At 71.5% G+C, this 20,333-nt stretch carries 12 protein-coding genes, 1 tRNA gene and 2 pseudogenes; 6 read left to right on the top strand and 9 right to left on the bottom strand.

Annotated elements, in window-relative coordinates; genetic code table 11:
- Position 1 precedes the first annotated feature (1 nt).
- Positions 2 to 2,935, top strand: coding sequence for an FtsX-like permease family protein (locus tag OHB04_RS27625; RefSeq protein ID WP_326808531.1), 2,934 nt, complete (start codon positions 2 to 4; stop codon positions 2,933 to 2,935).
- The gene (locus tag OHB04_RS27620; RefSeq protein WP_326808530.1) at positions 2,932 to 4,029 is read left to right on the top strand and encodes an ATP-binding cassette domain-containing protein; all 1,098 of its coding nucleotides are present in this window, start codon (positions 2,932 to 2,934) and stop codon (positions 4,027 to 4,029) included. The genes OHB04_RS27625 and OHB04_RS27620 overlap by 4 nt, the downstream gene beginning before the upstream one ends.
- 128 nt (positions 4,030 to 4,157) lie before the next feature.
- On the opposite strand, the gene OHB04_RS27615 is transcribed toward OHB04_RS27620, so the two are convergent.
- From OHB04_RS27615 to OHB04_RS27585, 7 genes are all read right to left on the bottom strand, one after another.
- Positions 4,158 to 4,829 (bottom strand): hypothetical protein, encoded by a 672-nt coding sequence (locus OHB04_RS27615; protein WP_326690343.1) that lies wholly within the window; start codon positions 4,827 to 4,829, stop codon positions 4,158 to 4,160.
- A complete protein-coding gene (locus OHB04_RS27610) occupies positions 4,810 to 5,235 on the bottom strand; it encodes an acyl-CoA thioesterase (RefSeq protein ID WP_326690342.1) in 426 nt (141 codons plus the stop codon). The genes OHB04_RS27615 and OHB04_RS27610 overlap by 20 nt, the downstream gene beginning before the upstream one ends.
- 4 nt (positions 5,236 to 5,239) lie before the next feature.
- A complete protein-coding gene (gene ettA / locus OHB04_RS27605; protein WP_326690341.1) occupies positions 5,240 to 6,904 on the bottom strand; it encodes an energy-dependent translational throttle protein EttA in 1,665 nt (554 codons plus the stop codon).
- A 328-nt stretch (positions 6,905 to 7,232) separates the two neighbouring features.
- A complete protein-coding gene (locus OHB04_RS27600; protein WP_326808529.1) occupies positions 7,233 to 8,735 on the bottom strand; it encodes a thioester domain-containing protein in 1,503 nt (500 codons plus the stop codon).
- Positions 8,736 to 8,945: 210 nt separating this feature from the next.
- Positions 8,946 to 9,545: a single-stranded DNA-binding protein gene (locus OHB04_RS27595; RefSeq protein WP_326808528.1), complete on the bottom strand. Its 600-nt coding sequence runs from the start codon at positions 9,543 to 9,545 to the stop codon at positions 8,946 to 8,948.
- Positions 9,546 to 9,657: 112 nt separating this feature from the next.
- The gene (locus tag OHB04_RS41935) at positions 9,658 to 13,281 is read right to left on the bottom strand and encodes a GTPase (protein WP_442814963.1); all 3,624 of its coding nucleotides are present in this window, start codon (positions 13,279 to 13,281) and stop codon (positions 9,658 to 9,660) included.
- Between the two features lie 5 nt (positions 13,282 to 13,286).
- Positions 13,287 to 15,260, bottom strand: a complete 1,974-nt coding sequence (locus tag OHB04_RS27585; protein ID WP_442815110.1) for an ATP-binding protein — start codon at positions 15,258 to 15,260, stop codon at positions 13,287 to 13,289.
- Between the two features lie 340 nt (positions 15,261 to 15,600).
- Here OHB04_RS27585 and OHB04_RS27580 point away from each other — a divergent pair.
- A tRNA-Arg gene (locus OHB04_RS27580) sits at positions 15,601 to 15,673 on the top strand.
- 115 nt (positions 15,674 to 15,788) lie between these two features.
- Positions 15,789 to 16,202 carry a hypothetical protein gene (locus OHB04_RS27575; protein WP_326808527.1) on the top strand — a complete coding sequence of 138 codons (414 nt, stop codon included), beginning with the start codon at positions 15,789 to 15,791 and terminating at the stop codon, positions 16,200 to 16,202.
- A gap of 33 nt (positions 16,203 to 16,235) precedes the next feature.
- Here OHB04_RS27575 and OHB04_RS41930 read toward each other — a convergent pair.
- Positions 16,236 to 16,961 (bottom strand): annotated as a pseudogene (locus tag OHB04_RS41930) (recombinase family protein); the annotation flags it as partial.
- A gap of 150 nt (positions 16,962 to 17,111) precedes the next feature.
- Between OHB04_RS41930 and OHB04_RS27565 the strand changes: the two are divergent.
- On the top strand, positions 17,112 to 18,074 hold the full coding sequence (locus OHB04_RS27565) for an IS481 family transposase (protein WP_326809538.1): 963 nt from the start codon (positions 17,112 to 17,114) through the stop codon (positions 18,072 to 18,074).
- Between the two features lie 22 nt (positions 18,075 to 18,096).
- On the opposite strand, the pseudogene OHB04_RS41925 reads toward OHB04_RS27565, so the two are convergent.
- Positions 18,097 to 18,237 (bottom strand): annotated as a pseudogene (locus OHB04_RS41925) (IS5/IS1182 family transposase); the annotation flags it as partial.
- Between the two features lie 128 nt (positions 18,238 to 18,365).
- Between OHB04_RS41925 and OHB04_RS27560 the strand changes: the two are divergent.
- Positions 18,366 to 19,844, top strand: a complete 1,479-nt coding sequence (locus OHB04_RS27560) for a serine/threonine-protein kinase (protein WP_326690335.1) — start codon at positions 18,366 to 18,368, stop codon at positions 19,842 to 19,844.
- Positions 19,845 to 20,333: the final 489 nt, after the last annotated feature.

The raw sequence follows: 20,333 nt of genomic DNA, 5'->3' as shown, positions 1-20,333 counted from the left end.
CATGCCGACGCGTCACGATTCCGTCCCGCATCCCGATCCCGACCCCGATCCCGTTCCCGTTCCCGTTCTGCCTCACGATCCCGACCCCGATCCCGATCCGCATCGCGGCTCCGTCCCGGACCCCGGTCCCGCACCGCGCAGCGCCCGGGGAGGGTGGCTGCTCGCGAGGCTGCGGGCCGCCCCGGGCGGGGCCCTGGCCTTCGCGGCGCTGGTGTGCGTCGCGGTGTTCACGGCGGCGGCTTTGCCCCGCGCCCTCGACGCCTCCTCCGACGCCGCGCTCCGCTCGGCACTCGACCGCGCCCGCCCGGCCGACCGGATGGTGAGCGCGACCGCCTCCGCCGGCCCCGAGGCCGGAGTGCGCGACGAACTGCGTCGCCGGATCGCTCCCGGGGCCGTACGGACCGCGTACGCGGCGCTCTCGGACGCCGTCCGCTCCCCCCTTCCGCCGGCCGACGGTGAGGCGGCGTACGGAGTGCACAACACCACTCCGGCCGAGGCGGACGACCCCGGACTCCCGCGCCCCTCCAGCGATGTGCGGCCGAAGGCGACGCTCACCGCGCAGGCCCGGCTGGCCGGGCGCACCCGCCTCGCCGAGGGCCGGATGCCCTCTCCCACGGTCAAGGGCAGCGAGGGCAGGCGCCGTGTCCAAGCGGCTGTCACGGCGGAAACCGCGCACCGGATGAAGCTCGCTCCGGGCGATACCTTCCATCTGCCGGGCAGCCTCGGCGGAACGACGGTCGAGGTCACCGGGGTTGTCGCCCCGCGCGGCTCCCGGGCCCAGGTACGCGAGAGCACCTTCTGGCACGCCGAGGAGAGCATGGTCCGCCCCTCCCTGGTGACGATCCCGCCGGACAGCCCGGCGGGCCAGAAGAGGTTCTACTGGCACTTCAGCGCCTTCATCCACCCCAAGGCGGCCCCCGCGCTGCTGGAGATGCGGGACGGGGCCGAGCTCTTCTTCCACCATCCGGTCCTCGCCTCGAAACTGTCCGGACACCAGGCATCCGGTGCCGCGCGGAAGCTGGCCGAGGTGTCCTCGGGCGCCCCGGCGGCCCGTCTCCAGAGCAGGGCGGGCGTCGGCACCCTCACCTTCGACACCGGTCTCCAGGAGACGTTGGAGGCCTACGAGCGCGAGAGCGCCGCCGTCTCCCCCCTGCTGCTGATCGCCTGCCTCGGGCTGGCCACGACCGGGCTCACCGTGCTGCTGCTGGCCGGGGTGCTGGCGGCGGAGCGGCGCACGGAGGAGTTCGCACTGCTGCGATCCCGTGGCGCCTCGCTGTGGGGCCTGTCCCGGCGGCTGCTGGCCGAGACCGGGGTGGTGGCCGTCCCGGCCGCCGCCGTGGCGACGGCCGTGGCCCTGTGGGCGACGCCGGGCGCCCGGACGGGCGCGGCCCTGGCGGCAGCCGCCGCAGTCACCGTCACGGCCTGCCTGGCGCTGCCGCTGCGTGCCGCGCTCGCGCACCGCACCGTCCGTGCCACGCGGGCGCGCGCGGATGTGACCCGCGCCCGGCGCTCGCGCCGCCGTACCGTGCTGGAAGCGGCCGTCTTCGCGCTGGTGGCGGGCGCCGTGGTCGCCGTACGTCAGCGCGGCACCGGGGACGGCGACACCCTGCTGGCGCTCGCTCCCGTGCTGGTGGCAACGGCGGCGGCCATGCTGCTGCTGCGCTGCTACCCGCTGCCGCTGCGGCTGCTGAGCCGCCTCGCGGTGCGGCGCAGCGGGCCCGTGGCCTTTCTCGGCCTGGCCCGCGCGGCCCGCGCGCCCTCGGCTGCCGTGTCCGGGCCCGCGCTGCTCGCGCTGCTCGTCGCGCTGACGGTGGCCTCGTTCGGCGGGACGGTGCTCGCCAGTATCGCCGAGGGCCGCGACGCCGCCGCGCTGCGCGCCGTGGGTGCGGACGCCAGGATCGAGGACCCGGCTGCCGAGCACGTCCTGCCCAAGCTGGCCAAGCGCGTGGCGAAGGCACCCGGCGTCGCGGGGGTGACGGCCGTGCGCTCGCACGACGACGGCGAACTGGTGAACGTGACCGACTCGCTGACCGTCGCCCTCGTCGACGCTTCCGCGTACGCGCGTCTCACCCACCGCGACGGGCAGGGCCCCTTCTCCCCGGACGACCTGGGCCTCAGCGCCTCCAATGCCTCCTCCGGACCGGTGCCGGCGCTGGTCTCGCCCGGGATCGCCCGGAAGCTGGGAGGCGGCTCGGAGTACACCGACCTGATCCTGCCCGGCCTGCAACTGCCCGTACGCCCCGCCGTCGTCCGCGAGCACACCCCGGCGGCCCGGGACGGCGACTTCGTCGTGCTCTCCCGGGAGGCGGTGGCCCGCGCGCGACCGGATACCCGGAACACCGCGCTGCTGGCGCCCAACACCCTGCTGGTGAGCGGCGCTTCACCGGATGCTGCGACTTTGCGGCAGCTCCTCAAGGAGGCCGACCCGAAGGCGGACCCCAAGACGCTGGTCTCCTCGCGCTCCGAAAAGCGGGAACAGTACGCGGACTCGGTGCTTCAGGCGGGCGCCGAACGCCTCTATACGGCAGCCGTGCTGGCAGCCGCCGGATTCAGCGCGCTTGCGGTGCTGCTTTCCTTGCTCCAGACCGCGCCGGACCGCAGAGCGCTGCTGGTCCGGCTGCGCACGCTGGGGCTGCCACGGCGCCAGGGGCGGGGCGTGCTGCTCGTGGAGAGCCTGCCGCTGTATGTGCTGACCGCCCTGGCCGGCGCGCTGAGCGGGCTGGCGACCGTGCCGCTGCTGGGCCCCGGCATCGACCTGGCGGCACTCGCCGGTACGCCCGACTCGCTGCCCGTACGTATCGGCGCCGACCCCGCCTCGCTCGCGCTGCCGCCCCTCGCCCTGCTCGCGCCGGCCCTGCTCGGCCTGTTCGCGCAGGCCCGGCTGGCGGGCCGTGGGAGCCCCGATCCGCGAACGGAGAACCTGGAGCCGCGATGACGACCGAAACCCGGACAGCGGCACGCTCTCAGGCGGCCGGATCCAGCAGCACCAGGAGCGCCGGCGGGGGCGCGGCTGCGCGCGGCCCGAGCCTCACCGACCTGGAGCGCCGCGCGAGCGCCTCCGCGCGCGAGCGTCCCTACGGCGACGACGCGCTGATCGTCTGCGACCGGCTGGTGCGGATCTTCAGCACCGACGGGGTCGAGGTGCAGGCGCTCCAGGGGCTCGATCTGCTGGTGCGCGAGGGCGAACTGACGGCGATCGTCGGCGCTTCCGGCAGCGGGAAGTCCACCTTGCTGAACATCCTCGCGGGCCTGGACACCCCCTCGGCGGGCAGCGCGACCGTCGCCGGCTACGACCTGCTGACGATGAACGCCGCGTCCCGGCTGCGCTACCGCAGGGAGACCGTCGGCTTCATCTGGCAGCGCACCTCGCGCAATCTGCTGCCCTATCTGACGGCGGCGCAGAATGTGGCGCTGCCCATGAAGCTACGGGGCGGCCGGAGCGGGCCGCGCGGAGGCAGGGCGAAGACCCGGCGGGCGCTGGAACTCCTCGACCTGCTCGGCATGGCCGACAGCCATGACCGACGCCCCGCGCAGCTGTCGGGCGGAGAACAGCAGCGAGTGGCCATAGCCGTCGCGCTCGCCAACAGCCCTTCGGTGATCCTCGCCGACGAGCCCACGGGGGAGCTGGACACCGCCACGGCCGAAGAGGTCTTCGCGGCGCTGCGCCGGGCCAACTCCGAGCTGGGCACCACCATCCTGGTCGTCACCCACGACGACGGAGTCTCCACCCAGGTCAGCCGCACGGTCTCCATCCGCGACGGCCGCACCAGCACGGAGACGCTGCGCGGCCCCGAACCGGGGACGGAGGACGGCGGATCCATGACCAGCCGTGAATACACCACGATCGACCGCTCAGGACGCCTCCAGCTGCCGCCGGAGTTCACCGAGCCCCTCGCCATCCGCGACCGCGTCCTGCTGGAGCTGCGCCCCGACCACATAGAGGTACGGCCGGGCGACGACGCCGCCCAGGCCGAGACGGGCACGGGGGACGCCGAGGCGCCGGAGGAAGACCCCGGCCCCACCGGCTGAGGCCCGCTGGTTGAGGCCCGGCTGAGGCCCACTGGTTGAGGCGCCGCTGGTTGAGGCCCCATTGGCTGAGACGCAGCAACTGAGGCGCATCAGCGGGCGGGGCCCCGTCCGGCCGCCGCGCCGCCCCGTCAGACGGGCGTGACGCTCAGCCCGCCCGCCGCCGCAGGGCCGCGTCGTCGCACCACCACGGAGCCGTAGGGCGTACGCAGCCGCAGCCACGCGCCCGACTCCAGCAGGCTCACCGGCTCCTTGCCACGCAGGAACCCGAGCGCGTGTGCCGCGTGCGCGGCACGCAGCGGCAGCCCGGTGTCCCCCAGTGGCCGGGACCAGATCTCCTCCGCGAGCCCGTCCAGCGCCTCCCGTCCGCGCCGCTCGGCGGGCAGCTTCTCCGCGCGCTCGCGGAACTCACCGACGGCGGCGGCGGCCACCGAGCCCACCGCGTCCACCGGCACCCTGGCGAACTCCTGCCAGCCGCCGCGCGGCGGCAACACCCCCGCCCAGGAGGGCCCCGTCACGGCCTTGGGAACGCCGACGGACTCGCGCTCCTCCTCGACCCGCTCCAGCAACTCGCCCGCCGAGACGGTGACATCCAGCTCCACCGGCTCCAGCAGCCGGCCGATACGCACGGCCAGCACCTCGAAGCGCGCGGGCTTGGCGAACACCGCCGCCACGCCCCCGCCCGCCTGGATGCGCACGGCCGCGTTCTTCTCCCAGCGCACCAGCCGCCCCAGGAAGGCGGCGAGCCCCGCCGCCTCCCCGGGGTCGGCGAAGACGAGCCGGTCAGCCACGGTGGCTGTCATCGAAGTAGTCCTCCAGGAAGGAGCGCTCCGCCGGCGACAGCCGCCGGGGGTGGCCCTCCTTCAGGTTGTACGGCACAACAACGGTCTTCGCCCGCACATACGGCCTCGCGCCCGGCTCGGCGTCCTTGATCTCGTAAGAGAACGTGATCGAGGCCGCGTTGAGCTTCGTCACCCACAGCTCCACGGTCACCGGATCGTGCTGGTGCACCAGCGGGCGCAGGTAGTCGATCTCGTGCCGCGCCACGACTGTGCCGCTCTTGAAGCTCGCGGGATCGGCCTCCCGCGCCGGCCGGCTCATGAGGTCGATACGCGCCTCCTCCAGATAGCGGAGGTAGACGACGTTGTTGACATGCCCGAAGGCATCCATGTCCGACCAGCGCAGGGGGCACTGATAGCTGTGCCGCACGCGCTCAGCTCCGGGTGAGCTTCTTGTAGGTCGCGCGGTGCGGGCGCGCGGCGTCCGGGCCCAGCCGCTCGATCTTGTTCTTCTCATACGACTCGAAGTTGCCCTCGAACCAGAACCACTTGCTCTCGCCCTCGTAGGCCAGAATGTGCGTGGCCACGCGGTCGAGGAACCAGCGGTCGTGGGAGACGACCACGGCGCAGCCGGGGAAGTCCAGCAGCGCGTTCTCCAGCGAGGAGAGCGTCTCCACGTCCAGGTCGTTGGTCGGCTCGTCGAGAAGCAGCAGGTTGCCGCCCTGCTTGAGGGTGAGCGCGAGGTTGAGGCGGTTGCGCTCACCGCCGGAGAGGACCCCGGCGGGCTTCTGCTGGTCGGGGCCCTTGAAACCGAACGCGCTGACGTAGGCCCGCGAGGGCATCTCGACCTGGCCGACGTTGATGTAGTCCAGCTCGTCGGAAACCACGGCCCACAGGGTCTTCTTGGGGTCGATGTTCTCGCGGCTCTGGTCGACGTAGGAGATCTTGACCGTGTCGCCGACCTTGATCGAGCCGGCGTCCGGCTCCTCCAGGCCCTGGAGCATCTTGAACAGCGTGGTCTTGCCCGCGCCGTTGGGGCCGATCACGCCCACGATGCCGTTGCGCGGCAGCGTGAAGGAGAGGTCGTCGATGAGGACCTTGTCGCCGAACCCCTTGTTGAGGTTCTCGACCTCGACGACGACGTTGCCCAGCCTCGGCCCCGGGGGGATCTGGATCTCCTCGAAGTCCAGCTTGCGCGTCTTCTCCGCCTCGGCCGCCATCTCCTCGTAACGGGTCAGCCGCGCCCGGGACTTGGCCTGCCGCCCCTTGGCGTTGGAGCGGACCCAGTCCAGCTCCTCCTTGAGGCGCTTTTGCCGCTTGGCGTCCTTCTGGCCCTCGACCTTGAGCCGGGACTGCTTCTTCTCCAGGTAGGTGGAGTAGTTGCCCTCGTAGCCGATGGCGCGGCCACGGTCCAGCTCCATGATCCAGCCGGCGACGTTGTCCAGGAAGTACCTGTCGTGGGTGATGGCGACGACGGTGCCCGGGTACTTCGCCAGGTGCTGCTCCAGCCACTGCACGGACTCGGCGTCCAGGTGGTTGGTGGGCTCGTCCAGCAGCAGGAGGTCGGGCTGCTCCAGCAGCAGCTTGCACAGCGCGACCCGGCGCTTCTCACCGCCGGACAGGGTGGTCACGGGCCAGTCTCCGGGCGGGCAGCCCAGCGCGTCCATGGCCTGTTCGAGCTGCGCGTCCAGGTCCCAGGCGTTGGAGTGGTCGAGCTTCTCCTGAAGCTTGCCCATCTCCTCCATCAGCTCGTCGGTGTACTCGGTCGCCATCTGCTCGGCGATCTCGTTGAACCGGTCGAGCTGCTGCTTGGTCTCGGCCACGCCGTCCTGGACGTTCTCCAGCACGGTCTTGGACTCGTCCAGCGGCGGCTCCTGAAGCAGGATGCCCACGCTGTAGCCGGGTGCGAGCAGCGCGTCACCGTTGGAAGGCTGCTCCAGCCCGGCCATGATCTTGAGCACGGTGGACTTACCCGCGCCGTTGGGACCGACGACACCGATCTTGGCGCCGGGCAGGAAGCTCAGGGTGACGTCGTCGAGGATCACCTTGTCGCCGTGCGCCTTGCGCGCCTTGCGCAGGGTGTAGATGTACTCAGCCAAGAGGAACCGTCCGGCAATCTGTAGGTATTCATACGGGGCCAGGCCGCGCCTGGTCGTCGTGCGGCAGCGCCGCGAGGTCGAAGAGGCGGCAGTGCCGCGCGGGTCGAGGTACGGCCGTGCCGCGTAAGGGCATACGCACCCCATCTTGCCGCACCCCCCGCCCGCTCCGGAAACGGGATCCCCCGCGCCCACCCGAGGACGGCCGCCCGCGGAGCCCCGGACCGGCCGGAAAATGGACCCGGACCGGCCGCCCTCCGGCCCCGACCGGCCGGGACAGGTGATCGGGCAGGGACGCTCCGGAAGGGGCGGGACCAGGCCGGGGCCGGGGTCAGGCCCGGCGGCGGACGACGACCATCGTGAGCGCTCCGGCGATCAGGAAGCCGGCGGCGACCACCGCGATCAGCCAGCTGTCTCCCCCACCCGTCTCGGCGAGGTCACCGCTGTCCTCCGGCACGGCGCCTCCGCCTCCGACGGTGGCGGGCCGCTCGATCGTCGCCGGCGCGCTCTGCTGGCTGGGCCCGCCCATCGCGGCGGAGGTGGCGCAGTCGAGGACCCCGCTGAACGTCTTCTTGTACCCGTTCGGTCCCCGCAGCGGTATCCGGTAGGGCTGGTCCTCCTTCACCGGCACGGTGAGCGTCCCGTGCTTCCCCATCTCTATGTCTTCGCTCTGGCCCCCCACCTTCATCGCGAAGGTGGCGTCCCCTCCGTTGGAGACGGCTATGTCCACTCCGCCTTTGGCGCAGTTCTCCTCCGCGATCGCCGCCGGCACCGGCCCGCCCTTGGCCCAGTTGACCGTGGCGGTCGCGGAGACCGTGGACTGGCTCGAACCGGCCAGGATCTGCGTCTGGCCCCGGCCCTTCTCCCCCGTGCCGGTGAAGACCCGGCCGACCGGGATCTTGGTGGCGGCCTGCACGGTCAGCCCGGCCGTCCCCGGGTCGGCGACCGCCGGCACGTCGAAGTACAGCTTCGTCCCGCTGACGGCGGAGTCGACCAGCTTCCCCTTCTCGTTGACGACCCGCACCCCTTGGGAGGCCGCCCTCGGCTGAGGCGCCACGCTGATGGTCGGAGCGTTGGTCCGCACGGTCACCGGACCGGGCCGTTCGCCGTTCCTGCCGGAGACCTCGGCCGGGTCGAGGGCGAGTGAGGCCTTCGGCTCGGACATCTGACGGGCGGCCTTCACCAGGTGCTTCGCAAGCTTCTCGGCCGACGGGTCGGAAGCATGGATCACGGGCCGCTCGACTGCCTGCCCCTTGCCTGACGCGCCGCGTCCCGGCCGCTCGGCCCCGCCCGCGGGCCGGGCGCCCGCCGCGCCGTGCGCGCCGTTCTCGGCGAACCGCCAGATCGCCACCTGTGTGCCGGCCGCCGCGGTCTCCGGGGTGAGCCGCTTGACGTGCGCCGCTTTCGCCAGCGCCTGGAGGTCGTTCATGCGCGGGTAGGAGTGCTCAAGGACCCAGCGGATCTTGCCGGCGTTGCGATTGCCGTACAGGGAGGAGGACTTCCATGCCCCTTCCGCGTAATGCGACTGCTCCTGTATGGGGTTGAGGGCGTCGACCCCGTAGGTCTGGAGGGTGCCGCCGCCGTCGACGGCCATCTCGAAGAGCCCGGCGCTGACCTTCTGCGTCTCGTCCCCTACGCGGACCTCGGCCTCGTCGGCGTCCTGGAGCCCGTTCAGCGTGGCTATCGCGCCGTTGCGCTGCTCGGGCACGTCAGCCCCGGCACCGCTTCCCGCGACCGCCGGGGCCGCGACCGCCGCCATCCCCGCCACGCACAGTCCCGTGGCAGCGGTGATGAGGGCGAGGCGGCTGGTCGTCCGCCCGCGTACAGAAGTCATGGTCTTCCCTTCTTGGCAGACACGACCCGCACGTGGCCGCTGATCTGCCGCAAAGCTCTAACCCCCCGGTCAGTACGCGTACGGATAGTAGAGAGCGGAGGTAACCCGATCCCCAGGAATCCCATCCGTCACCCATTCCGACTCGGAATCGTTATCGCCGAATCCGGCGGACCGGGACGATCACGGCGTGGCCCGCTGACCTGGAACATCTCATTCCGCTTCGCCGGCGCCATCCTTCCCCTCCCCTCCTCCGCGATCCTCTCCGACCGCTCGGGAGGCCGCCCGTGGGGCTCCCGCGGTGACGGTCTCCGGACGCTCGAAAGCCTCGCCCGGCGGCCCGGGGTCTCCTGGTCCGTCCGCCTCTCCGAGTGCCGGTCCCTCACCCGGCCCACCCGCCGAACCACCCACCGACCAGGCGGAAGCGGGCAGTCTGGTCAGCTCGGGGTTCGCACGTGACACCCGTACGAACGCCGCGGTACCGCGCGAGAGATCGTGCCCGACCGTCGAAGCCAACAGGTCCGCGTTGAGATAGCGCCGCCCCTCGCGCTCGTCCTCCATGATCCTCAACTGGCCGCGCACGATGACCGGCTCGCCCCGCGCCACCGACGAGGCCACATTCGTGGCGAGCGAACGCCATGCCCAGACCGTGTAGAAGCTGGTGAAGGCGTCGGACCAGCTTCCCTTCCGCTTGTCGAAACGCCGCACCGTGCTGGCGAGCCGGAATCTGGCGACGGGTACGCCCGAGGGCGAGGTCCAGTGGTCGACCTGCGTCGCCACATTCCCGCTGACCGTCACTTCCGTCTCGTTCATGCGAACCACCCCCTGGGCTCCGTGCCTTCGTGACCCAGCATGCGGGCCGCGACGGAGCCGCAGGGAAACGGCTTCAGATCTGGGGATTACCCGGCAGTTGTGGACAACTCCATCACTCGCGTGAGTGACCCACCCCCACCGGAGCCCCGCCGTCCGCCAGGTCAATGGCGTCCAGCGCGTCTGCCGGATCCATTGCGTCCATCGCGTCCGCCGGGCCCAGCACAGCCGCCGCGTCCAGAGTGTCGAGCGTGCTCATCGTCCCCGGCGCGCCGCCCGCACCGTCGGCTCCCCGCCCCACCGCGCCCGCCGCGATCGCGTACTGCTCGCGCACCTCGCGGTAACGCATCAGCTCGGCGGCCACCGGCTCCAGCACACGCGTCCTGCCGCATGCCGCGGCCGACTCCCGCAGCTTGCGCTCTTCTTCCAGCCCATAGGTCCTCGCAGGTCCGCGGGCCGCCGCCCGGCATCCCCACGCGAGCAACGGCCCACCCACGGTGCCCGCCACCAGGACCGCGAACGGCACCAGCATCGTGCTGCTCCCGCGACCGGTGATCATCATCGTCAGCAGCCAGAGCGCACCGGCCACCTGAGGGGTGAACAGCAGCCACTGTCCCGCGAGAGCGGCCGTGTGCCACGGGGGCCGCGACGCCCGTGCACGACCGGTCCTCTTCCTCTCCCGCTTCCTCTCCCGCGCGGGGGCACGAGCCGAGCCGTCGCGTGCGGGTTGCTCGTCTCCCGGTTCCGGATCCCCGCTCCCGTCCGCTTGGGCCAGGCCGCTGGAATCACCGGGGCCGACAGCATCGCGAGAGCCGTCGGCATCACCGGAGTCGACGCCGTCACCGGGGGCGTTGGGCCCTTCGGACCCGGCCAGAGCGCTCCGCCCGGGCGTGGCGCCGCCTCTCCAGATGGCGGTGAGGGGCCCGGCGCGCTCCTCCATGATCTTGTCCAGCGCTTCCGGCAGACCCGCCGCGCCGCGCCGCGCCGCGTCCCGAACGGTGCGCGCCCAGGGTCCCGGCAAGCCGTAGGCCGCGGCGTCCGCCAGTTCCCGCACGGCCTGGGCCACCACAGGGCGTGCGGCGAGCGGCTGTTGCAGGCTCTCGTACGGGCGCGGCTCGGGGCTGCCCGACTGCGAAGGGCCGTCCTGGGAAGGTGTATCCGACTCCGGCGTGACCCGGTTCACGTACCAGCGCAGCATCCGGACCCAGGGTGTGCCGGATGCCTTCTTCGCCCGCCGCAGCCAGGCGCGTTCGGCGGCGTGGCCGACGGCGGCAGCGCCCACGGCGAGGGCGAGGCGGTCCTCGAAGTCCTGGCGCGTGATCTCCGTCAGCCCCACCGGGCCGTGCGCCACGCTGGGCCCGGGATCCGCGTACACGGGGCGGAGGCGCTCCATCGCCCCGTCCAGGTCGGCGCTGAGCCGCAGTACGGAGGCCCGGCGTCCGCTGATGAACTCGCCCAGTTCCTCGCGCAGCTGGCCGACGCCCTCCTCCGTGAGCGCGGAGGCGGCCAGTACGGCGGCTCCGGGCTCGCCGTGCTCGCCGAGCGCCATCCCGTCCTCGTCCAGGAGGCGTCGCAGGTCTTCCAGGACCGCGTCGACGGCGTCGCGGGTGAGCCGGTCGGTCTGGTTGAGCACGACGAACGTCACCTCCGCGTGTCCCGCGAGACGCCGCAGATAGCGCTCGTGCAGGACGGCGTCCGCGTACTTCTCGGGGTCGACGACCCACACCACCGCGTCGACAAGTTCCAGCATCCGGTCGACCTGTTCGCGATGACCGGGGGCGACGGAGTCGTGGTCCGGCAGGTCGATCAGCACCATCCCGCCGAAGGTGTCGTCGCGCGCACGGTGACGCGCGTGCCGCGGGATGCCGAGCCGGTCGAGGAGCCCGTCGGCGCCGTCCTCGTCCTCCACCTCCCAGGTGCACGCGACAGGCGCGGCCGTGGTGGGACGTCGCACGCCCACCTCCGCGAACCAGGCCCCCGTCAGCGAGTTGAACAGCGAGGACTTGCCGCTGCCCGTGGCGCCCGCGAGCGCGACGGTCGTGTACGCGCTGGGCAGGCTCTGGCGCGCGACCGCTTCGTCGAGCACCCGCCCGGCCTCCGCGAGCATCTCGACGTCCAGCCGGGTGCGGGAGAGCCCGATCAGTTCGCGCAGCGCTCCCAGGCGCTGGTGCAGCGCTTCGTCCGCGGCTTCGGGAACGGAAGTGCCTTCATCCGGTGCGCCGCTTTCGTGTGGGCCGGTCCCGGAGTTCCCCGGGACCCTGCCGGCGCCCTTGGGGTTGCCCTTGCCCGTGTCCCCGGCGAGCCAGTCGGCGTCGGCCCGCTGGTCGTAGACCTCGGACGCCACCCACCAGCTTTCGCCAACGCTCATGGGGTGGTGCGGGGCCTCGTTCGGCGGTTCGACGTGCCTCCTGGCACCGGCTTGCGGCGGCCATCCGGATACCGGCTCCGTCAGGGCCGGTTCAGCCCTGGGCGAGTCCAGAACGTGCGCGCCGGGGATGGGCTCGTCCAGAGCGTGCGTGCCCAGGACGGGCTTGTCCAGAGCAGGCGTGCCCAGGGCGGGCGTGTCCAGGGCCGGCGTGTCCAGAGCACGGGTGCCCAGGGCCGGCGTGTCCAGGGCAGGGGCATCTAGAGCAGGCGCATCCAGAGCGGGCGCATCTGGTTGGTGGGCGTTCACAGCGGGAGGGGCATCCGGATCGTGCGCGTACGGATGGTCGTACGGGACGGAGTCGTGCCCTCCGGAAGGGGCGTAACCGTGGCCGGGGTCCGGGTGCTCCCCGCGCACCGGATACTCGGCATTCCGTACGCGCTCGGCAGGCGCGCGGCGGGCGATCAGCCCGTCTCCCCACGGAACGTCCGGCTCGGCGGCGCGAGTGTGCGTCACCTCCGGCTCGGGCTCGTCCCCGGAGGCGTCCGGCCCTTCTTTCGCATCCTCCGATGAGCCGCCCAGGCGGACCTCCTGGGCCCCCTCCTCGGTCTGCTCGGTCCACTCGGCGCGTTCGGACCGCTCGGGGCTCCCTGCGCGTTCGGAGCACTCGATGGGTTCAGGACGTTCGGACCGCTCGGTGGGCTCGAACCGCTCCCCAGTGGGCTCGGACCGCTCAGTGGGCTCGGGGCGCCCGAACCACTCGGGGTGTTCGGGGCGCTCCGGGTGTTCGGGGCGCCCGGTGGGTTCGGCGCGCTCGGACCGCTCAGTGCTCTCGAACTGCTCGGTGCTCCTGGCGCGCTCGGCCCGTTCAGGGCGCTCGGACTGCTCGGTGCGTTCAGGCCGTTCGGGGCTCGCGTACCGCTCGGCGCTCCCGACGCATGCAGACCGCTCGAACCGCTCGGTGCTCTCGGCGCGTGCGAACCGCTCGGGATGTTCGGGGCCCTCGGGGCGTTCGGGGCCCTCGGGGCGTTCGCGGTGTTCGGCGCTCCCGGGGCATGCGGATCGCTCGGGCCGATCGAGGCTCGCGCACGGCTCGGTGCGCTCGGCCTCCGTCTTCACGTCGTCCGACCCTGCCGGGCCGGCGGGGGCACTCGCGCCATCCGGCGCGGCCCCGCCATCTCGTACGCGCGCGTCGTCCGGCGCGTCCGCGTGGCCCAACGCGTGCGCGTCATCCCGTGCGTACGCACCCTCCGGTGCGGGCGCGCCATCCCATGCATACGCGCCCTTCCGCACGTGCGACGAAGCATCCCGCTCGCGGCGGGCCTCCCGCCGTTCCTCGGACGTCTCGTCCACTCCGGCCTCGGTGGAAGCCACCCCGGTCACCTCTCCCTGTGCACGCTTTGCAGGCCGCGCGCCGCGCGCGTCGGCGGGAATTCACCGGCCGCCTCCGCCTTGCTCAGCGCGGAGAACGCGGCCACCAGCTCCATCTGTGGTTCCGGGCCCGCGTCCAGCGCGTCCAGCGGGGCGAGGCGACGGTCGCGCTCGCCGTCCAGGACGCGCTCCACACAGCCGTTCAACAGCGCCGTGCACTGCTCGCGCAGCCCCTGGGCGCTCTCTTCGCCGAGCAGTTCGGTCAGCGCTGCCGCGGCGCCCACCACGCGCCGTCCGCCCAGGAGAACGGCGGCGAGAAGGCCGACGACGTGTTCTGTCTCACCATCCGGTGAGACGGCACGGCCGGCGGCGCATACCTCCTCGTCGGCAAGTTCCTCGACGCAGCGGCGCCACCGGCGTACGAGTACGCCGATGCGTCCCCGTTCCTCTTCGCCGCCCGCGCCGGCCACCGGAGGCAGGCCCGGCACCAGTTCGGGTCCGGCGCGGCGTTCCTCGATGATCCGTTCGTCGGCGGCGGCGACGGCGCCGGACAGCAGAGCGGTCAGTCCCTCGGTGAAGGCGTCGAACAGTTCTTCGCCACCGCTGTCGGTGGGGAAGCCGCGCCAGTGTGCAGCCGCGTCGCCCGCCAGCAGCTCTCCGGCGGCGATACGGGCGTGCAGCCGGGCTGTGGCGCTCTCGTAGGCCGTCTCGACCTGCTGGGTGAGCCGCAGGGCCGCCGCGTACTGCGCGGCCGACGCCCCGGCGAGCGAGGCGACACGGGAGCGCAGCGAGCGGAGCGCTCCGGCGGCGGTCCTGCCGGCCGCCGCCTCCCGTGCCACGGGGTCGCTCGCGCACCGCTCCAGCCAGTCGCGCAGCCCGCAGACGGCGGAGACGGGCAGCAGTCCCGAGCCGCCGGCGGATTCCGGCAGCTCCGGAATGGTGAAGCGCGGTACCTGGCCGAGGCCCTCGCGCTCCAGGAGTACGCCGTACTGGCCCGCCACCTCGGCCGCCATCTGGTGTGGCACCCGGTCCAGGACGGTGGCGAGCGTGACGTCGTACTCCTTGGCGGTCCGCAGCAGGTGCCAGGGCACGGCGTCGCCGTAGCGGGCGGCCGTGGTGACCAGGACCCAGATGTCGGCGGCGCAGATCAGTTCTGCCGCCAGGTCCCGGTTGCGCGCGACAAGGGAGTCGATGTCGGGCGCGTCGAGGAGGGCGAGGCCGCGTGGCATCCCCGCGTCCGTCTCAAGACGCAGCCCAACGCCTCCGTCCTCTTTTTCGTCCTCCTCCGGACGGGTGCCCGCGCGGGGCCCGGATCTCGCTTCATCCGGTTGATGGTGCGAATACGGGTCCGGGCAGCGGGACGGACAGGAATACGGAGAGGGGGAGTACGAAGAGGAGGAGTATCCGAAGGAGTGCCCGGAGGAGTGCCCGGAGGAATGCACACCGCGTTGCGGATAGCGCTCGTCGTCCCCCCGCAGCGGGTCCGTTCCGGGTTCGCCGGGCCGCGGTGGTCCCATGCCGGTGTCGCCGCCGAAGCCGAAGCCGAAGCTGCCGCCCACGCCCATGGAGCCGCCCAAGCCGGTCGCGTCGTGGGGGCCGGGTGTGTCCTGGCGGGGAACCCACACGCGCTCCAGCCGGGGCAGCACACGCTGGCCCACGAACCAGGAGCGGTCATCCGGATGGCAGACGAGCACCGGGGTGCGTGTCGTGGGCCGCAGCACCCCCGCCTCGCTGACCCTGCGCCCCACGAGCGAGTTCACGAGCGTCGACTTGCCCGCGCCCGTCGAGCCGCCGATCACCGCGAGCAGCGGCGCTTCGGGGGTCCGTACACGCGGGAGGAGGTAATCGTCGAGCTGCGCGAGCAGCTCAGCCCGGGAGCGGCGGGCGCGTTCAGCGCCTGGCAGCGGCAGCGGAAAGCGCGCGGCGGCAACCCGCTCACGCAGTGCCGTGAGCGAGTCGAGCAGTTCAGGCCGTACGTCCAAGATCGCCACATGTGCAGAATGCCCAATTTTGCGGCACTTTTGAAGTGTATTCACGGTTGATCCTGCCGAAAATGGTCACTTTCGGCAGGCAATGACCCCATTCACCCCCCATGACCCACCTGCAACCCCGCCGCACCCATAACGACTGAGCAACACCCGCACCTCTCAGCGCCAAAAGCGCTGCAGAAATCGCACCCGCCTGCGATTATCGGGACCGCTTCACTGAACCTCCACATGGCGTCGCGGACGTGAAGCGAACAGGACGAGCCCCACGGCCCCCTATCCTTGACCCCGCCATGGTCACTTCGGGGGCGAGCGAGCCCGCCCGCGACGGAGACTGGCCCCCGTAGCTCAGTGGATAGAGCAGGCGCCTTCTAAGCGCTTGGCCGCAGGTTCGAGTCCTGCCGGGGGCACCGAGCCGGGCAGTGCGCGAACTTTTGTCGCGTCGCCCGGTTGGACTGTCGGACCCGGTGGGTCCGGAAGCCGGAACGTGGGAACGATCCGCTCACGGCCCCATACCGTCACATCGTGGACGAGGGCCTCGATCAGTGTCTTGACCACGGCGGGGGTACCACCCGCGACTGCTTCCGTAACGGCACCCCTGAGCTTCTCCAGCTCGGCATCTTCGGGGACAGCCCGGTTCTCACGTGCCAGCAGCCCCCGGAGTTCGTCGGCACGCCCCCTGAGCTGAGCTACCTTGTCCGCGAGTGCCTGTACCCGTGGCCCGCAGGTACTCTGCGGCAGCGCACCCGCTTCGAAGGCGGTCAGGTAACGATCGATGCTCTCTTCTGCTTTCGCGACATCACCGGCCACGGCAGCAAGCTCGGCACGCAGATGCTTGTCGCTCTCCTCCCGGTGCCGCGCCACCTGCTCCACTGCACGGGCGATGAGGTCACTGTCGGCGAGCACCTCCAGCAGTCGGTCGAGGACCGCTGCCTCTAGCTGGTCAGCCGGGAGACGGTCACTACCGCACCTGTCCCTTCCATACCGGTTCGCGCTATAGCACGTGTAGTAGCGGTAGCGATGTTTGTTGCCAGCGGCGGCCGTTCCGATATATCGCTGCTGGCAGGCGGCACAGATCACCCGCCCGGCAAGGAGATAACTGCTGCTGTTGGAGGCCCGGCGGGAGTATTCACTTCCCCGCGCCTCGATGATCTTCTGTGCCCGGTCGAACAGGCTGGGGTCTTCCAGGATCGGCTGGTGGTGATCCGTCGCGCGGTGCCATACGCCCCGGTAGTAGACCTCCCCCAGGTAGGCGCGGTTGCGCAGGACGACCATGACGCTCTGCCCGCTCCACCGTTTCCCGCTCTTGGTCCGCAGCCCGCGCCGATTGAGTTCGGCAGCCAGTGCCCTGGTTCCCAGGCGCTCCTCGACGTACATCCGGAAGATCACGGCTACGAGCTTCGCCTCTTCGTCAACCGGCACGAGTTTGCCGGTGGCCCGGTCCAACTCGTAGCCGAAGGGGCGATAACCGCCACACCACTGCCCTCGGGCGGCCTTGCGCTCCATGCCGTTGATGACGCGGTCGATGATGGTTTCGCGTTCGAACTGAGCGAAGACTCCGAGCATCTGGACCAGCATGCGCCCGACCGGTGTCGAGGTGTCGAATGGCTCCGTGGCCGACCGGAAGGCGGTGCCCCCGGCATCGAGCCGGTCCAGGATCTCGACCAGGCCCCGGAGGGAGCGGGAAAGCCGGTCCACCCGGTAGACCAGCAGAACATCGAAGCGCCCGCTGTGTTGTCCCGGGACGTTGGTGACGGGTGACACGCCCGTGGTGGGTGCTTGAACGAGGTGAGGGCCTTCTGGCTCGGTGTGGATTGCGACATCTACCGCCGAGTGCAGGAGGCCCTCGTGATCCACCGTAACGCCCCGTTGACGCCGACCGGTCGGCTGCGTCTGGCCAGGTGTGTCGTCGAGGACGGCTGGCCGGTACGCAGGGCGGCCGAGCGCTTCCAGGTCAGCCACACCACCGCCGCCCGCTGGGCCGGCCGCTACCGCCGGCACGGCGAGACGGGCATGTACGACCGCTCCAGCCGCCCTGCCCGCTGCCCCTGGCAGACACCGCCTCATAAGGAGGCCCGCGTGCTTCGGATGCGGCGCGAGCACCGGATCGGCCCGCTGCGCCTGGCCGCACGGACCGGCGTCGCCGCCTCCACCGCCCACCGCATCCTCCAACGTCACGACTCGCCCGCCCTGGCCGTCCTCGACCGGGCCACCGGTGAACCCGTCCGCCGCTACGAGCGCTCCCGCCCCGGCGAGCTGATCCACGTCGACGTCAAGAAACTCGGCCGCATCCCCGACGGCGGCGGCCACAAAGTCCTCGGCCGGGCCGCGGGCAGCCCGAACAAGGACCGTCGCCACGGCATGGGATACGCCTACCTCCACACCGCGCTCGATGACCACTCCCGCCTGGCCTACACCGAAGACCTGCCCGACGAGACGGCCCCGACTTGCGCGGACTTCCTCCAACGGGCCACGGCATGGTTCGCCCGACAAGGCGTCACCGTCGAACGTGTCCTGACCGACAACGCCTGGGCCTACACCAAGAACACCTGGCGCCAGACCTGCCACGAGCTGGGCATCTCTCCCCGCTGGACGCGACCATGGCGCCCACAGACCAACGGCAAGGTCGAACGCTTCCACCGCACCCTGCTCGACGAATGGGCCTACCACCAGCCCTATACCTCAGACGCCCAGCGACAGGCAGCCTTCCCCGACTGGCTGGACTGGTACAACTACCACCGACCCCACACCGGAATCAGCGGCCACACCCCAGCCAGCCGCATCACCAACCTCCCCGAACAACACATCTAGATACTTTCGTTTGGATCGTTGCGGTCTTGCCGTATCGGGTGGCGAGGCCGCGCCAGTGTCTGATGCATCGTTCGACGGTGTTGCGCTGCTTGTAGGCCTCGCGGTCGAAGGCGGGTGGTCTGCCGCCCCGGCTGCCGCGCCGCCTGCGGTGGGCGGCCTGGTCGGCTGAGGTCTCACCGGCATCGTCACCAGGACTAACCCGTGTGTGCGCCGAGGAGGCTGGAGAGACGGTGTGGCGGCCGCTGCACCCGCCGTCTTCGCAGGTGTGGAGGCGTCTCGTATGCTGGCCCCGTGGAGCGGGGAAAGCTGATCGCGGACCGTTACGAGCTGATCGGCCGTCTGGGCCGGGGTGGCATGGGCGAGGTGTGGGCCGCGCGGGATCGCGTGCTCCACCGTGAGGTCGCGCTCAAGCTGCTGGATCTCGACGGGATTGCTCAGGCTGACCTGCCCCGGCGGTTCGAGCGCGAGGCGGTCGCCGCTGCCCAGATCGTCCACCCCAACGTCGCCGCCCTGTACGACCGGGGCATCCACGACGACGTGTTGTTCCTGGTCATGGAGAAGGTGGACGGCCAGACGCTCACAGCGCGTCTCCAGGCTGAGAGTCCCTTCCCTCTGACGCGTGCCGTGGCCATCGCCAGCGGCGTCTGCGCCGCGCTGGAGGCCGCCCACCGGGCCCAGGTCATCCACTACGACATCAAGCCCCACAACGTCATCCTCACCGGCGACGGGCTGGTGAAGGTCATCGACTTCGGGATCGCCGGGTTCGTCCAGGCCGCGTTCACCGTGGCGCGCTCCTCCCAACTGACCCCGGCCGGAACGCCGGAGTTCGGCGCACCGGAGCAGTTCCTCACGGAGCGCGGCGACGAGCGCTCCGACCTGTACGCACTCGGTGGGATGCTCTTCGCGATGCTCGCCGGCCGGGCGCCCTTCACCGGGCACAACAGCCTCGCGGTCGTGCGGCGCAAGCTCGACGAGGATGCCCCGTCCCTCGACGCGTTCCGCCCCGGCCTGCCGCCGGAGGTGACCGCGCTCGTCGCCGGACTACTGGAGCGCGATCCCGGCCAGCGCCCCCAGTCGGCACAGCACGTCCAGGAGCGGCTACAGGCACTCCTGGTGTCGTGCGCGGCAGCGGAAGCTCCCACCGCGGCAATGCCCCCGACCCCGCGCACCCGCCTGATGGACGTCACGCCGCGCGCACCTCGGCCGGCCTCTCCCGATTCCTGGAACCGCGCCTCCACCGACGAGACGCCGTTCACCGCGGACGCCCTGCTGCCGCGGCGGTTCACCAACGACTTGAGTATCGAGTTCGCGCGGATCGCCGAGGAAACCCGCCTGGTCCGTGAAGCGGGCCCCCGCGAGCTGACCGAGGAACTCACGCGCCGTGACTGCAGCGAATTGGTCGCCGCGGTCTACTCGGAGCAGCCCGGTCCCGAGGCCACGCCCGATAACCCTGTCCTCATCTCCGTCCAGGTCTTCGCGTTCCCCGACGCGGCGACGGCCAAGGATGCACACGGGTACCTGGGCGACGGGGGAGGAGGGTGGCGCCTCACCATGTGGAGCGCCCGCGACGGGGGCGGCCTCGTCCCCTGTCCCGACAAGGTCTACCGCAGTTTCAGATGGCGGTACATGTGGAGAAAGCACCGCTACCTGACCGCGGCGCTGGCCTACCGCGCCGACCTCACCAACGACGGCTCCATCGGGCCCTGGCTCGCCGCAGCCGCCCGCAGGGCCGCGGTCTCCACCGGGCCGCAGAACCACCACGGCGTCTAGTTCGTTTCGTTCGGATCATCAAGCGGCTGCGGATGGGCCCTGGACCGTACCTGGGAACGGGGTTCGAGGGGCGGTCCGTGAAGACCGCCCCTGACATGTCCTCACCCGCTACACTCCAGCTCCCGCGGCATCGTCCCAGCTCAGGCAGCGAAGTCCTGCTGGAGTACTAGTCACACCTTCAGCAACGAGCCGAATTCGAGCCGGTGACGGCGTCAGAACCGAGCGAGCCGAGTCGCGCCGATGCGGGCAACAAGATCATCCCATGGCCGCCTGCTACGACCACGTGCTGGAGACCTACGGGCCGTGCGTCGGCTGCTGCGTCGACCGACTCACCCCGGGCATCGCTCCGGACGGCGGTCGGTGATGTCCACCAACTGTGCAGGCGGCCTGGGCGAGTTCAACTGTGAACGCTGCGGCCTGGATGCTCGGCGCTACCTGCGCGGAGTCCTGTCTACTCGCGACGAACCCGTCGCTCGGAAGGCAGAATGC

Source organism: Streptomyces sp. NBC_01775, from assembly GCF_035917675.1.
Lineage (GTDB): Bacteria > Actinomycetota > Actinomycetes > Streptomycetales > Streptomycetaceae > Streptomyces.
The sequence above is the reverse complement of the archived record's forward strand: the minus strand, read 5'-3'. Positions and strand labels throughout refer to the sequence as shown.